General features: G+C 36.8%; 13 protein-coding genes and 2 tRNA genes. All 15 read right to left on the bottom strand.

Translation table 11 applies throughout. The features are described from left to right. Positions 1-178: 178 nt before the first annotated feature. The 15 genes from lonB to N782_RS04125 all read right to left on the bottom strand — a co-directional run bounded on the left by lonB (position 179) and on the right by N782_RS04125 (position 16,210). Positions 179-1,852, bottom strand: coding sequence for an ATP-dependent protease LonB (gene lonB / locus N782_RS04195; protein WP_036816551.1), 1,674 nt, complete (start codon positions 1,850-1,852; stop codon positions 179-181). 311 nt (positions 1,853-2,163) lie between these two features. Beyond that, on the bottom strand, positions 2,164-3,441 hold the full coding sequence (gene clpX, locus N782_RS04190) for an ATP-dependent protease ATP-binding subunit ClpX (protein ID WP_036816550.1): 1,278 nt from the start codon (positions 3,439-3,441) through the stop codon (positions 2,164-2,166). A 490-nt stretch (positions 3,442-3,931) separates the two neighbouring features. Then, positions 3,932-5,218 carry a trigger factor gene (gene tig, locus N782_RS04185; protein WP_036816549.1) on the bottom strand — a complete coding sequence of 429 codons (1,287 nt, stop codon included), beginning with the start codon at positions 5,216-5,218 and terminating at the stop codon, positions 3,932-3,934. 190 nt (positions 5,219-5,408) lie between these two features. Then, the gene (locus N782_RS04180) at positions 5,409-6,404 is read right to left on the bottom strand and encodes a tetratricopeptide repeat protein (RefSeq protein ID WP_036816547.1); all 996 of its coding nucleotides are present in this window, start codon (positions 6,402-6,404) and stop codon (positions 5,409-5,411) included. A gap of 630 nt (positions 6,405-7,034) precedes the next feature. After that, positions 7,035-7,108 (bottom strand) — tRNA-Arg (locus tag N782_RS04175). Between the two features lie 180 nt (positions 7,109-7,288). Beyond that, a tRNA-Gly gene (locus tag N782_RS04170) sits at positions 7,289-7,362 on the bottom strand. A gap of 116 nt (positions 7,363-7,478) precedes the next feature. After that, complete coding sequence (locus tag N782_RS04165; RefSeq protein ID WP_036816544.1) at positions 7,479-8,006, bottom strand: metallophosphoesterase; 528 nt, start codon at positions 8,004-8,006, stop codon at positions 7,479-7,481. Positions 8,007-8,018: 12 nt separating this feature from the next. After that, positions 8,019-8,612 (bottom strand): XTP/dITP diphosphatase, encoded by a 594-nt coding sequence (locus N782_RS04160; protein ID WP_036816542.1) that lies wholly within the window; start codon positions 8,610-8,612, stop codon positions 8,019-8,021. A 15-nt stretch (positions 8,613-8,627) separates the two neighbouring features. Then, positions 8,628-9,386: a ribonuclease PH gene (rph, locus tag N782_RS04155; protein WP_036816541.1), complete on the bottom strand. Its 759-nt coding sequence runs from the start codon at positions 9,384-9,386 to the stop codon at positions 8,628-8,630. Positions 9,387-9,529: 143 nt separating this feature from the next. Then, entirely contained in the window at positions 9,530-10,624 is a 1,095-nt protein-coding gene (locus N782_RS04150) for a GerMN domain-containing protein (protein ID WP_036816539.1), read from the bottom strand. A gap of 684 nt (positions 10,625-11,308) precedes the next feature. Beyond that, positions 11,309-12,106, bottom strand: coding sequence for a glutamate racemase (gene racE / locus N782_RS04145; protein ID WP_036816686.1), 798 nt, complete (start codon positions 12,104-12,106; stop codon positions 11,309-11,311). 16 nt (positions 12,107-12,122) lie between these two features. Beyond that, complete coding sequence (locus N782_RS04140; protein ID WP_036816536.1) at positions 12,123-12,602, bottom strand: MarR family winged helix-turn-helix transcriptional regulator; 480 nt, start codon at positions 12,600-12,602, stop codon at positions 12,123-12,125. A 262-nt stretch (positions 12,603-12,864) separates the two neighbouring features. Next, complete coding sequence (locus tag N782_RS04135; RefSeq protein WP_036816533.1) at positions 12,865-13,089, bottom strand: helix-turn-helix domain-containing protein; 225 nt, start codon at positions 13,087-13,089, stop codon at positions 12,865-12,867. 110 nt (positions 13,090-13,199) lie between these two features. Further along, complete coding sequence (locus N782_RS04130) at positions 13,200-13,856, bottom strand: response regulator transcription factor (RefSeq protein ID WP_036816531.1); 657 nt, start codon at positions 13,854-13,856, stop codon at positions 13,200-13,202. Next, the gene (locus N782_RS04125) at positions 13,853-16,210 is read right to left on the bottom strand and encodes an ATP-binding protein (RefSeq protein WP_036816528.1); all 2,358 of its coding nucleotides are present in this window, start codon (positions 16,208-16,210) and stop codon (positions 13,853-13,855) included. Before N782_RS04125 ends, N782_RS04130 begins: the two co-directional genes overlap by 4 nt. Positions 16,211-16,290 lie beyond the last annotated feature (80 nt).

Here is a 16,290-nt window from a genome sequence, read left to right as displayed (position 1 = left end):
TCTTTCCCTATTCTGAAGAGGAGTGAAGCTCTCTTTTTCTCTCATAAGTGAAAGAGAGCATGCCTTTTATTCTCAAGACAACGCTCTTTTCACTTAACAATATGGTTCTTTAAAAGTATATAGAAAAGCTATATCAATGTAAACTATTCTAACTAGACGATTGGCCTATTTTCTTCACTCACGAAGATTGAGTATTTCGCTTTGGATTAGGTAATAGGCGTTTCTCTTTTAGTAACGATTGTATATCTCCTGCCAGGCATAACGTCAATGCTTCTTGGATGTGATGAATCGGAATTATGTGTATGCCTTCAATTTTATCAAACATTGCTTGATTATTTTCAGCAGGAATGAGGACTTTATTCGCTCCTGCACGTTTAGCAGCTTTAATTTTAGACATTACACCACCAACCGGCTTAACGTGGCCATGAATGCTTATTTCACCGGTCAGAGCAAGGTCATGGCGCACAGGGATTTTGTGAATGGCTGAATAAATCCCTACCGCCATTGCTATTCCGGCCGATGGGCCATCAACAGGAATACCACCTGGAAAGTTCACATGGATGTCGTATTCATGCGCTGGAACACCTAGGGAACGAAGAACTGTAATCACATTCTCTATAGAACCTTTGGCCATACTTTTTCTTCGAATGGACTTACTTTGACTACCAATACTCTCTTCTTCCGCAATCCCCGTAATATTAATTGCTCCTTGTTGGTTGGTTGGCAGAACGCTTACTTCTATCTCTAATAAGGATCCTGAGTTCGGCCCATAAACAGCCAATCCATTTACTATACCAACCTGATCTTGAGCATATATTCTCTTTTCGTAGCGTGGAGCTAACTGAGATGCATCGACTACCCATTCGATTTCCGCTCTACTTACTGATTCTTTATTAGCCTTCTTCGCAATTCCAGAAGCAATTTGAATCATGTTCACTGCTTCCCTACCATTCCTCGCATAATCTGCAAGGGTGGTTAAACCTTTTTCTTCAACAGTAAACTGAATCTTATTTGCTGCTTTCCTAGCTATTTCGATAACTTCCTCATGCTCAAGCTCTCTAAAAAAGACCTCTAAGCAGCGAGATCGTATCGCAGGTGGGATTTCCTCAGGACGTCTTGTTGTAGCTCCAATCATCCTAAAATCAGCAGGCAACCCTTTTTTAAAAATCTCATGAATATGTAAAGGGATTTGCTGATTCTCTTCACTATAATAAGCACTTTCGAAGTACACTTTTCGATCTTCCAGTACTTTTAATAATTTATTCATTTGAATGGGATGTAACTCACCAATTTCATCGATGAATAATACCCCACCATGTGCGTTGGACACGGCTCCTGGCTTTGGCTGTGGAATACCAGCCTGCCCCATTGCTCCTGCCCCCTGATAAATTGGATCATGGACAGAACCGATTAATGGATCGGCTATCCCGCGTTCATCAAAACGAGCTGTGGTAGCGTCTAATTCAACGAAAACAGCATCCGTTCTAAAAGGTGACTCCGTAACTTGTTTTGCTTCTTCTAACACTAACCTTGCTGCTGCCGTTTTCCCAACTCCTGGAGGTCCATAAATAATAACATGTTGAGGGTTCGCACCACATATAGCTGCTCGCAATGCCTCTATACCATCCTGTTGGCCAACAATGTCATCAAACGTTTTCGGTCTTACTTTCTCAGAAAGTGGCTCAGATAATGCGATTTGGCGCATTTTCCTAAGCTCACCAAGCTCTTTTTTTGATTCGCGGTCAATCGTAACTTTTTGAGAACGTTGATTTTTTAATAAGTTCCAAAAATACAACCCAATTACGATGCCAAAGAAAAGTTGCACGAAAAGAGCAATACCAGCTAATGTCATAAAAGATTCCTCCTGCATTTCATCTTTAATGTTATCAGCTAGTATCTCCGCAAATGAACACATTAAACCTTGGGAAGGCATGAAATTCTGCCATCACATACTTCACCATATGTTGAGTTACGATTATTCATTACATAAGCGCAAGTGCACGGCTAGTGACTAGTATGCTGCGTAAGGAGGCGATGGGAGCAAACTAGTCGTTGTGATACTGTATCTTACATCATGAATTTATAAAGTGATTCACAACCTAACTCCGATTATAATTTCCTAGACAAGAATAAAACAGTAGCCCTAAGGCTACTGTTTTATTATTAAGCACTCTCTTTTGGAGTTTCATTTTCATCTTTTACTGTGCCATCACTTAGTACAAACTTCGGACGCCCATTTTCCTTTGTAACCGTGTCTGGTGTGATAATACATTTCTCAATATCCTCACGACCAGGAAGCTCATACATAACATCTAACATGATGCCTTCAATAATGGAACGAAGACCACGAGCACCTGTTTTACGTTCAATGGCTTTACGAGCTATTTCACGAAGTGCTTCTTCTTCAAACTCTAATTCTACGTTATCGATTTGGAATAACTTCTGATATTGCTTAACAAGAGCATTCTTAGGTTTAGTAAGAATTTCTACTAGGGCATCTTCATCAAGTGGCTCTAGTGCTCCAATAACTGGAAGACGACCAATAAACTCAGGAATTAAACCATAACGTAATAGGTCTTCTGGTAGTACTTTTGTAAGTACTTCTCCTTTATCCATATCTTCGGCACTCTTATCTTCAGAACCAAATCCAATTACTTTTTTACCAAGACGGCGTTTAACAATTTGATCAATTCCATCAAAAGCTCCACCGACAATAAATAGAACGTTAGCTGTGTCGATTTGAATAAATTCTTGATGAGGATGCTTACGTCCACCCTGAGGAGGAACACTTGCTACGGTACCCTCTAGAATTTTTAGTAGCGCTTGTTGAACACCTTCGCCAGACACATCACGTGTAATAGATGGGTTTTCTGACTTACGTGCAACTTTATCAATTTCATCAATATAAATAATACCTTTTTCTGCTTTTTCTACATCATAATCAGCAGCTTGAATTAGCTTTAGAAGAATGTTCTCTACGTCCTCACCTACATAACCAGCTTCTGTTAATGAAGTAGCATCCGCCATAGCAAACGGTACATTTAGAATACGAGCTAATGTTTGTGCAAGTAGTGTTTTACCACTACCTGTAGGACCAAGCATTAGGATGTTACTTTTAGCAAGCTCCACATCATCCTGCTTCTGCACGGCATTGATACGTTTATAATGGTTATAAACAGCTACAGACAATGACTTCTTAGCATAATCCTGACCAATTACGTAATCATCAAGAATGGAGTTAATCTCTTGAGGCTTAGGTACTTCTTTAAATTCTACTTCTTCTTCATTACCTAGCTCTTCCTCAACAATTTCTGTACATAGTTCAATACATTCATCGCATATATAAACTCCTGGTCCAGCTACAAGCTTACGGACTTGATCTTGAGTCTTGCCGCAGAAAGAACATTTCAACTGCCCTTTCTCTTCGTTAAATTTAAACATGCTTTTCACCTCTCAAAGTATAAGTCACAACAAATCTATACATAAACTTAATATTAACATTACATAGAATATAAAAACGCTTCTTTACGTCATCATATCAAATTATATATAGTACTAAAAGTAAAAAACTCTCTGAAAAACAATCTTTCCTGTCATTTGTATTCATTATGTACATGTGCTGAAAAGAAGTCAATCATTTAAGGTGAACTAAATAGCTAAACAACAACATGCTCATTTGTAATAATTAGATAGTAGAAGAAGTTCGATATGTGATATGTATTTTTCCATAAGAGAGAACATTCCATACTTCATTTCAAAAATTCACGAAGAATAACTTGTGACATAAATCCAGGTAACACCTTTATGGAATGCTTCAAATACAATCTATACTATATGTATATGTAAGAAATGGCAGTAAAAGTAGGACAACTTTTTGTTTTTTTAGTAAAAAACAAGGCACGATCATGTCGCGCCTTGTTTCTAGTGTTGACTATGCAGATTTGCTTTCTGCTACAAGGAAGTCGATCGCTTTTTTGATTTTAAGATCTTCTTCAACTGCGTCTGTATTGCCACCTAGCATTTGCTTCAAGTTATCAACATCTGTTTGATACATGGAAGCCATGTTTTCTAGCTCTGCATTTACATCTTCTTCTGTAACTACAACATTTTCTGCTTCAGAAATTGCTTCAAGTACAAGGTTTGTTTTCACGCGTTTACTAGCATCTTCTTTCATCTGCTCTTTAAGCGCGTTCTCATCTTGACCTGTGAATTGGAAATACATGTCCATCGTCATACCTTGCATTTGTAGACGTTGTTCGAACTCTTTAACCATACGATCAAGTTCTGTGTCTACCATAGCATCTGGTACGTTGATTTCAGCATTGTCAGTTGCCTTGTTAACAAGCTCTTCACGTTTCGTGTTCTCTGCTTCACGCTCTTTTTCTTCTTGTAGACGAGCTTTTGTTTTCTCTTTAAGTTCAGCAAGAGTTTCTACTTCTTCGTCTACGTCTTTAGCAAATTCATCATCAAGTTCAGGAAGTTCTTTTGTTTTCACTTCATGTACTTTAACTTTGAATGTTGCAGTCTTTCCTGCTAATTCTTCAGCATGATACTCTTCTGGGAATGTAACTTCTACTTCTGTTTCCTCTCCAGAAGATTTGCCTACAAGCTGCTCTTCGAATCCAGGAATGAACGTGCCAGAACCGATTTCTAGAGAATAGTTGTCTGCTTGTCCGCCTTCAAACGCTTCTCCATCTACGAACCCTTCAAAGTCCATTACTACTGTATCGCCATTCTCAATTGTACCTTCTTCTTTAACAACCAATTCAGCTTGCTTTTCTTGTTGTTGTTGTAGTTCGTTTTCTACATCTTCATCTGTTACTTCAGTGTCTTGCTCTTCTACTTCAAGACCTTTGTATTCGCCAAGTTCTACTTCAGGCTTAACTGTTACTTTTGCTGTAAAGATAAGGTTTTTGCCTTTTTCGATTTGCTCTACATCTACTTCTGGGCGATCAACTGGGTTGATTCCTGTTTCTTGAAGAGCGTTTGAGTACGCTTCAGGAAGAATGATGTCTAGAGCGTCTTGATAAAGAGACTCAACACCAAAACGTTGTTCAAAAATTGGACGAGGTACTTTACCTTTACGGAATCCTGGCACCTGAACGTCTTTAACTACTTTTTTAAATGCTTGGTTTAAGGCTTGGTCAAATTCTTCCGCATCTACTTCTACTGTTAATTGACCTTCGTTTCCTTCTAACTTTTCCCATTTTGCTGACATGATTTTCCCTCCAAAATCTATTAATACATTCATTGTGTATAATGGTTGTTTCGTAATCTACATACAAAAGAAGGCAGTGTATAAATTGCAACCACCTTATTATAACATAATACTTTCTGCTTTCAACAATCAACCATATGATGATTTGATTAATAGGAATACATTGATATTCCCGTAAAAACATACAAAATTATTCATCTAATACAGAGAAATAATGAACTTCATAGTATTCAATTTGTTGCTTCCAAACATCCACTGAATCTTCTGGTATCGAGGATGACATAGGAAACGGCTCATTCTCAAGCTGTAGATATGTAGAACTTAGCTCAAACAATGCTTTAGCTATAGATGGTAAATCTTTATCCTCTGGCATAATCGGAAATCTGACGTACATATACCTGAATAGTAACTGTTGAATAAACTCATATAAGGTTGGATTATTTTGTTCCACTTCATTTAATAAGTTCAATATATGTATAGATGAAGGGTGAGCGAGGATATCCGATAACTCACTGGGATTTACTATAATTGAATCTCCAAGTTTTTGGACCTCAACATTTCTTTCAACTTGTTGTTCCTGCATCCATTGTAGCAATGCAGTTTTAATGACAGGTTGAATATGTTCTTTTTTTAAGTATGGAGCAACATCATTTAAGTAAGGCTGAATACTTGTTTTCCTAAGTTTAGATAAAAGTTGCCACTGTGTTTTCACATCTTCTGTATCCAATGCAACTAAAAACTCATCTAAACTTTCCATGTGTTCAGCTTTTGTTTCATCTACTTTCAGCTTTTCAGTTATGTCATATAATTGCCAGAATTGTTGTCTAAGTTCCTGTGGAATATCATCTGATTTGAAAACTTCATCTAGTAAATCGATCAATTCTTCATATTGGCTTGTTTGAAATAACACAGTTAAATAAATATGTAAGTATTGAAAGTAATGTCCGTCATCTAACTTCATTAAATCACGGCAAATTATTTCTGCTTCTGTGTATCTACCTAACTCCATCAGAGCAATTAATTTACCAGTCAGCACTTCAGAATTTGCAGCTTCAAATTGTATCAATTGATCAAAATGTTCAAGTGCTTCTTCATATTTTTTTGCCTTCAAAGCTGCTAGGCCATTTTCTTCTAAAGATGTTTTCCATTTCGGGAATATAACGACATCTGCTTTTTCTTTGGTCATGTTGTCCCTCCCCTCTTTATTTGATTTTCTTATATCATATGTATCCTTTAACCTAGTATTCATCATTCTCCAAATACACGTACTCCTAAACATACATTCGATATCAAGTTACAAACTCCTTTTTCCAAATGAATGTTTAAATATCTTCACTTGAAAACATCATAACATTCTTTGACGAAAATATATATTGAGAATACTTATTCGTAGCACAACCAAGGTGATATTCCTTAATCGCCCCATTATCTTGAAGGCTTGGTTTAGGACGCAAAGTGATGCAGTGCTAACGGACATAAAGTATCTTTTTCTTCGATTTGAAGACTAACAACATATCAGGGTTGGGTAGGAAAACAGCGTGACTCCCCCGGAAAAAAAGGTTAGTGATACCAATCATTAAGGCAGCAGGAAAGCAAGTTGCTTCCTCCCCAACCCTGCTCTTCTTACGCATCTGATCCACCTAATTATCTCGAATCCTAGTCTTCAAAATTATGCCTCTTCTACTGAATAATATTTTTTCAATCTATACTTAATACCTGATAGCTAATAAATAGCAAAGATTGATTACTTAGCCATAATAAAAAGAAAGACATTAGGTATAGCACCTAATGTCTTTCTTTCAATTCTTAAACGAAGTGTCCCAGGAGAGATTCGAACTCCCGACCTACGGCTTAGAAGGCCGTTGCTCTATCCTGCTGAGCTACTGGGACATAGTAAAAATATTTCGTTAGTAAAACAATGTTTCTTAAGTGTAACTCCGTCGCCCCAAACTCGGGATGATTTTTCAAGATGTTGCTCGTTTGGTGCGTTGAGGTCTTTTCCAAGTAGCTTAATCGATCATGCTCTATCCTGCTGAGCTACTGGGACATAGATTAGTTTGTATTTATGTATGGAGCGGGTGATGGGAATCGAACCCACGACATCAGCTTGGAAGGCTGAGGTTTTACCACTAAACTACACCCGCAAGAAAGATGTTATTTATGTATATTATGTATTCTACAATTACTTCGTGTGTGAAGCGAACAAAAATAATTATATGAATTTATTCGTGAAATGTCAATGGGTTCAGACAGAAGAATTTTATTCTTCTGTCTGAAAATCTGCAGTATAGGTCAAATCGGGTATAACTACACCTTGATCTGTAAAGAATTCTACCGTTACAACAGAGGGATCTTCCCAATACAGGGTTGCATATGTTTTCTCAGTTATTCCTCTTGGTAAGCGAATGCTACCTGGATTAATAAATAACTTTCCATCTACCATTTCCACTCCTGCAGTATGAGAATGACCAAAGCAAATGACTTGAGCTCCAAGTTCATCCGCACGATATGACAATGGCATGAGGGTAGATTTCACTCGGAACAAATGTCCATGCGTCACAAAAAAGGTTAAGTCCCCTATAGTGAAATCTAATTCTTCTTGATACCGTTCGTCCATATCACAATTTCCTTGAACCTTTTGAAACTGGTCCATGGCGTTATCATCGAAAGGTAATTCTGAATCGCCGCAGTGGATCATACCATCCACTTCATCTGAGTGGCGATCTTTAATTTTCTGTACTTCATCTGACAAGCCATGACTATCACTGATAATTAATACTTTTGGCACGGTGATCTCCCCTTACGTTAAAATGTCCTGGATGGAGGTCTCCATTTGTTGTATAGCTCTACTGCGATGACTCATTTGATTTTTTTCCTCTGAAGGGAGCTGCGCAAACGTTTCCTCGTATCCTTTAGGGATAAATATAGGATCATAACCAAATCCACTTTCTCCAAATGATTTAGTTGCTATCCTTCCCTCACATGTGCCTCGCTCAAAAATCGTTTCTTTTCCTGGTATTGCTAAAGCCAGTGCACATACAAATCTAGCCTCACGATTTTCTATTCCGTTTAATTCATCCAGCACCTTTTCAAGATTACGTTGATCATCCTTTTCCTCTCCTGCAAATCTTGCAGAGAATACTCCAGGTCGTTTGTTTAATGCATCAACTTCCAAACCAGAGTCATCTGCTAGCACTGGTACTTGAAGAAAGTCGGCAATTGTTTCAGCTTTTAATTGAGCATTTTCTTCAAATGTCGTTCCTGTTTCCTCAACATCTGGCATAGGTGTATCTAGATCATTCAGAGAATACGTCTCAATACCATATTTAGAAAACATATCACGAAACTCGTTTACTTTTCCTTGATTCTTAGTGGCCACAATCAATTTTTTCATTGTACATTATCCTTTTTAAGAAGATTGATTACGGTTACGATCTATATGAGCTGTCCATTCTCCCATAATTTCTTTTTGCTTATCAAATAATTCTTTTACACCTGACTGTGCTAATTCAAGCATTTTTTGAAGTTGTGTATAAGAGAAAGTAGCTTCTTCCCCTGTACCTTGCAATTCAACAAATTCTCCATTTCCAGTCATGACTACATTCATATCAACCTGAGCTTCTGAATCTTCTTCATAGCAAAGATCTAATATCTCACTCCCATTTGATAATACCCCTACAGAAGTAGCTGCAAGATAATCTTTAATTGGAAGTTCTTTAATCGTGCCATTCTCAACTAACTTACCGAATGCCAAGACCATAGCCACATATGCACCTGTTATGGATGCTGTACGTGTACCACCATCTGCTTGGATAACATCACAATCAACCCAAAGTGTGCGTTCACCAAACTTTTCAAGATCCACTACAGCTCGTAGCGCACGTCCAATTAAACGCTGAATCTCCATTGTACGACCAGATACTTTGCCTTTCGAGGATTCTCGAATATTTCGCTGTTGAGTAGCACGAGGTAACATTGCATATTCTGCTGTAACCCAGCCTTTCCCTTGACCTCTCATAAAAGGAGGGACACGATCTTCAATACTTGCATTACATATTACTTTTGTTTCACCAACGGTTATTAAAATAGACCCTTCAGGATGTTTCACATAACCTGCTTCCATATGTATTGGTCTTAGTTCATCTTCTTTTCGTTCATCCGTTCTCATTTCTTGCTCCTCCTTCATCTATCCTTGCTCATCGTAACATATTTTACTGTGAAAGTTTAAATAGAACATAATTAGGAATGAAAAAAGAGGCTAGTAAAGTTTAGCCTCTTCGTCTTCATTTTATTATAACCCATTCCGATAATTTAAAAACTTCTTGTGTTGACCATTTGAGGTCGTGACACAGGCTCTGCAATAACTGACCCTTCCTCTGTAAATACTTGGTCAAAATTCTCAACCTTTACTGATACTGCTTCTACACCAGGCTGTTCAGTAAGAGATAGAACCAATGAATCCATTACTTCATTTGATAATATTGATTGATCTTCAAAATTACTAAGAACATTTTCATTAAACGTCAATGTAAGAACTCCATCTTCATAGGACGGCTCATCCATAAGCTCTACATCTTGATTAAACACATTCAACAAGTTCAATTGGTAATCAGGACCTTCTACCAATGATTGAACAATAGCTTCATACATATTATCTTCTGAAGCATCGATTCGTTTTGTTACTGGTACATAATAATACTGATCGTCATGTTGTGCTGGATAATATACTGTAACAGACTCACTTTTTGTTAAATCAGCCACATCGCCTACATGAATGTTTATACCATTTGCTCTTGAATATCCATCAGATATCGGCGTGCTGTTCACAGGCATTACGTCTGTTTCGTATCCATTAATTTGTAATTTAATTTTGTTCACACTATCGAATTGAGTCAAGGTGTAAGTTAATGACTGTAAAATTTTTAATTCATCCTCAGCACGGTAGTCTGTAAATTCTTTAGACACATCGACTACAAGTGTACCATCATCTTTCAAATTCAATGAATTTACTTGAGTGCCAGCGGGTAATACAGCTTGGAACCCACTTGGAAGCACCTCTGTTACTGGTCCACCTTTAACTAAGTATTCAAGAACTTGCTGAGCAACTTCTTTGGACTCAGATTTAGGTAAAGGTAATGTCTGTGGTACGACCATACCATTCTCATCTAATAAGTATAATTGACGATCAACTGTTTCTGAAACTACAACCTCTTGCTTATCTTGCTCACTATTTTCAGCGTTCTCATCAGAAGAAGCGTCTTGCTCGGTGTTCTCTCCTGCTTGCTCATTCACTTCTTCTGGTGGAGTGTCCATCTCTTCTAATGATTGTTCCCCTTGAAAAACACACCCTGATAGCAGTGTGACACTTGCAAACATACCCATAAATAACATAGCACGCTTTCGCATGTTTTTCGCCTCCTATGATGGTTTGTACTACCATATATACGAGCCATAATTTAAATTAGACCAGCATGGAGGAAATTTTATGGGCGGATATTGTTATGCTACGTTTCAAAATGGTTTTATTAAAGTTAACTGTTGGTTAGATAAAACAAGCGTATAATATTGATCTATTCCAATTAAGCCTCATTATGTTGAAAACTTGAGATTGAGATATTATGGGGAAAGAGTTTCGCGAGAAGATAGGAGGCCCGATTAAAGTGGGACGTTTTCTCAATAATGGTATTTACGAAGCAAGGAATAGTTTATGACGCAAAATGATGCTGTGCTATCGGACATATAGTCTCTTATCCTTCGATTTCAAGGGTATTTTCCATTTGCAACGGACATTCAGTTCGCTATTTGGCCTAAATCACCTTAATCGAGTGTGTTTTTTTACCAAACAAGGTATCATATGTCCGTTCGCTCCTCCAAAAAAGGGTTTTTACAGTAAATAAGAGCATATATGTCCGCTAGAAGATGCCCTACGTATTGTCGAGAGTTCGAATGCTACACCCATCCCTAATCCTTTTTAAGTATCGGACCCACTCCCTACCCAATAAATTGCCCCGAATCCAAGTCTTCCATAATATAGCTCTTTCGTTAAACAACAAAAAACCTGCCACTTTAGAGTAGCAGATTGTAAGTATTTTATAATTCGATTACTTCGATAAATCCTATCGGTTCTTCAAACCATTCATTTGCTATTTTCTCGAAAAGCTCTCGGTCACCTGTTGCATAAAATTGATGCTGCGGAATGCGGTCACCGTAAAAAAGAGTTTGATAGTAATCTAAAATAACACTGACTTCTCTTGCTGTTTCATCACCCGAACAAATAATGGTTATCTCCTCTCCCATTACCTCTTGTATGGTATCTTGCAACAACGGGTAGTGTGTACAGCCTAATATCAATGTATCGATATGATTGGCTTGTTTCATGGGTTCTAACGTTTCCGATACAACATGCTTTGCTCTTGGACCTTTGAAAATCCCCTGTTCAACCATTGGTACAAAAGGAGGGCATGCTAGATCATTCACAAAGATATTTGGATTTATATGTTTAAGGGCATTCGTATAAGCTTTGCTCTCTATTGTCCCCTCTGTACCTATTACTCCAATATGTAGGTTTTCAGAGGTTTTAATAGCAGCTCTTGCACCTGGCTGTATAACACCAATAACAGGAATGTCCAACTCATCCTTTAATTCTTCTAATGTAAATGCAGTAGCTGTATTACATGCAATAACAAGCATTTTTATATTTCTATCGAGTAAAAAACGAACCATTTCCCATGTATATTTTACAACCTCATCCTTTGGTCTAGGACCATAAGGGCATCGTAATGTATCCCCTAAATAAATTAACTCTTCATTTGGAAGTTGCCTCATTAATTCTTTAGCTACGGTCATTCCGCCTACTCCTGAATCAATAACTCCTATAGGTCGGTCCAACATCTATCGCCTCTTTTTATGAATTCTCGTTGTTCGTCTGATTTTCCTGTTGAATCACTGTCATCTCATCATGCATAGTGTTTAATAGTCCACGAAATACATCAATTTGATCATCTGAGAAGCTTCGTAACACATCTTCTAAATATGCCTGTCGCTTTTCAATCACTTCATGAATTATCGATTCACCTTTTTCTAATAGGTGAATTCTCACAACACGGCGGTCTTTAGGATCTCTGACTCGCTCCACTAGCGCATTCTTTTCCATCCGATCTACTAAATCGGTAGTCGTGCTGCAAGCAAGATGTATTTGATTCGATAATTCTCCAATTGTCATATCACCTGATTCCGATAACCATTGTAATGCTACAAATTGTGGTGGGGTTATGGGATAGTGATTTAATATTTCTCTTCCTTTTTGCTTAATAATTCCAGATATATGTCGTAATTTTTTCTCTATATCAGCAATTTTTTCTTCAGTAATTGTGCTCTGATTCAAAAGGCTTTCCTCCTTCAAAAATCACTCAATAGATTAATTGTTACGGTTTTCACTGAAAATTGCAAGAACATACTATTGTAAATTACCTGTTGTTTATCGGAATAAACACTCATAAATAATAAGAATGATTAAGAAGGCTCGCCATGAAGCAAGTTTTTTATGGAGTTACAAAGCTTAGTTATACTTATACTTTGACCCTTTTAAATGGTCAAATTTTTTAAGTGAAATAAAAACCGACTTCCCGTAGAAAGTCGGCCCTCCACTATAGCTTGAGTTCCCCCATGCGAAGGAGCTCAACAACAGCCTGAGAACGCCCCTTAACGCCCAGCTTCTGCATAGCGTTTGAAATATGATTTCGCACAGTCTTTTCCGAAATAAAAAGTTCCTGGGCAATATCTTTCGTCGTCTTGTCTTGCACAAGCAATTCAAAGACTTCTTTTTCCCTTTTCGTCAGTAGTTGCTTCGGCTTATAGTCTTTCTCCTTCAAGCATTAACCCCTCCTTGCTGACATAGAGCTGCAGTTACGAGGGTAATTATTTAGTCTTTACATCTTATGAAGGTGAAAGCACAGCCGTTCCAAATAAAGGCATCCCAATTTTATATTTCTGAAATCAATCCAAGTTCTTTCGCTTTCATTAAAGCTTCCGTCCTTGAGCGTACTTCCAGTTTGTTAAAAATGCCTGTTAAAGTGTATTCCACACTACGCTGAGACATATGAAGATTTTGCGCGATATGTTTATTAGTAAATCCTTTCGATACTTCATTCAATATATTATGCTCCTTCTCATTAAGAGAAATTGCAAGCGCCTTTTCGTCTCCATCTGATGTGGTATCATTAACTTTTGCTTCAGCACGACGCAATTGCTTAAATAAATGCAAGGGAACCACTACTTCTTCTCTAAGAGCACACTGTATCGCTGTTACGAGTTGTTCCTTTGAAGCTGTTTTACTGACGAACCCGGAGATATTAGATTCAACTAGTAGATTAAAATGGGTGCTTAAGTCAAAACCCGTATAAATTAAAACTTTCATATCTGGATAGGTCGTTTTAATTTGCTTGGCCAACTCAATACCATTTAAGCCTGGCATATATAAATCTAACAACAATACATCATATGCCTTCTCAAATAATTTGTTTTCCGTTTGTAAGCTATCAGATATGACGTCTACTTCCATATCATCTTCTTGTTCTAGTAAAGTCTTTGTCCCTGTACCAACAGCAGGGTGATCATCTACTATTAAGATACGAATCATATAGAACCCCTTCCATCGTTTGTAGTCGCACTATAAAATATAATATTTAACCTAAACCCCTGATTCGGCTGGGTTTCTATTGAAAGTTGACCGTTCAAACCGTTCACCCTTTGCTCAATTCCAGAAAGACCCATATGGGAAAAGGTTTCGATCTTGTTGTCCATATCCATACCAACCCCATTATCCATATATTGAAGCTCCACATTGTCTTCTGTATTCTTCAATATCAACAACACTTTATCAGCCTTTGAATGCTTCATTGCATTTGTTAGTAGCTCTTGAACAATACGATATATACCTAAAATATACTCATTGTCTAGTTCTGCTTTAAACTTACTGCTATCAAACTGAACCGTAAAGTTAGAACGGAGTTGATATTGATTGATTAAATTTCCTAATGAAGGAACAAGTCCTAATTCTTCTAAAAAAGGAGGCCTAAGCTCATTACAAGTCTCACGTATTAAATGTATGTTATCTAGCATTTGTTCCCTAAATAAGGTCAGCTTGTCCAACACCTCTGGATGCAATTGAGCATTATAGCGATTTATAAAGTCATCCATTTGTCTATAAATATAAAGTTGTTCCTGTAATACTGAATCATGTAAGTCAACAGCTATTTGCTTCCTTTGATTATCTGATAATGAAAACAGCAGCCGTGAAAGCCATGCAGGATATTTCTGTTGGTCATCACTTTTCATATGTTGAAGTTCTTGAAATAAATCCTCAATTAATAAAAGATTTTCTAAAGCTATATGGGTGTTATACGCCATTGTTTGTAAGTAGGCCTTCTCATCAATGTTCAAAACTGTTTTATTGGGTTTTTCAGAACAATATAAATAGGTAATCTTACTAATGGTATGCCCTATTATCAATACATACCCCTCATGTTCTTTAAGATTGACAAGCGTACCTGCTTCAGCATTCGTTTCCCTTACCCTTTGTTCGCATTCTGCCATTAAATTCCCATCAATAGGGTAATACACACAATAATAATTAGAAATTGTATTTTTTGAATATATATAGATATTGTCTACTCCAATTACATCTATAAGCTCACGTTTTAATCGTTTAAATAAGTCTATAGCATTCGTTTCCTTCTTCATTTCCTGGACAAATCGTTGCAAACTTTGGTGATAGTTATTTTTTTCAGAGAAAAGATTTCTCTGAATTCGAAAGTCGAAGATTTCTTTTATATAAAGGAACAATATAAGAACGCTTATAATGCAGAAGAATAGCTGAAATACGTGCTTAATATGCCAGTCATAATCGACCACTATCATAACTATTAACAATAATAATACGGTAGGAATTATAGACACATATGCGTAATAGCGTACTCTCCCTATAACGAAATCAATATCAAATAACCGTTGTGCACTAATCAGATAAATGAAGGTGAGAGGTAACGTTAATAGAAATAGAAGCGCTACTTCTGCTGATAATAGGTTCACTCCGAATAAATATTGAGGGACGAGTGATATAAATGTAAAAGGAACAAAGGACGCAACAAGGCCAAAAATCAAGTACTGTAATATTGGTGCGTATTCTGATTCTTTATAGATAAAATACCCTTTGAAAATCACACTAAATGCCACTAGTGCAAATACAACAAAAGTAACAGAAATAAAACTTGCGTACCAGTTAGGATAAGCGTGAACAAAGAAGAATATGGCTTCAACAACAGTTATGATAAGTACAATCCCTATCATAAACTGATAAATACGACTAGAAAACCAAGTTTTATTTAACTCTTTAAAATAATAATCAATAAACTGCAGTAGTAATGCAGGAGTAGATAGAAACATAAATGTATTTATTAAAGAAGAAATGTATTCTCCTCTAGCAGTCCCACTTCCAGCTAAATAAGCAAGACCTAAGGCAAGAAAGAAAAGAATAAGTTTCTGTCCAGCCTGACTGTGTTTTTTATGTATAAGAATAAATAATGAGAGAAGGAACATGATTACCATAAATACAGAAGGAAAAATAATATAAAAGAGCCATTGATCTAAACTAACTTCTTCCTCAATTTGAGTAAATGTTTTTGATTCTTCTAGCTGCATTGTAATAGTAGATGCTTTCTCAACCGTCTCAAACAATTGGACAGTTGTATATTCTCCTGGTTTCACACCGTCAATTAATTCAATTACAGTACCTTCTTCGATATTATTTTTATCTGCCCAACTATGAGGGGCTATATCAGAAACAACCCATTGATGATTTGAATTTCTGTCAACATCAATACCAATATAAGGATACTTTAATATAACCGTTATAAGATAAATAGAAAGAAGCAAGAATATAATGGGGATGAAATATATCTTATTCGATTGAATGAATGTGTTGAGTTTCTTCATAAATATAATTACTCCTTTCCTTACAGAGATAGAAATTGAAAAGCTAGTAAACTTATCCTGACCTTATCATATCCTAACCG

Origin of the sequence: Pontibacillus yanchengensis Y32, from assembly GCF_000770635.1 — a bacterium.
GTDB lineage: Bacteria > Bacillota > Bacilli > Bacillales > BH030062 > Pontibacillus > Pontibacillus yanchengensis.
The sequence above is the reverse complement of the archived record's forward strand: the minus strand, read 5'-3'. Positions and strand labels throughout refer to the sequence as shown.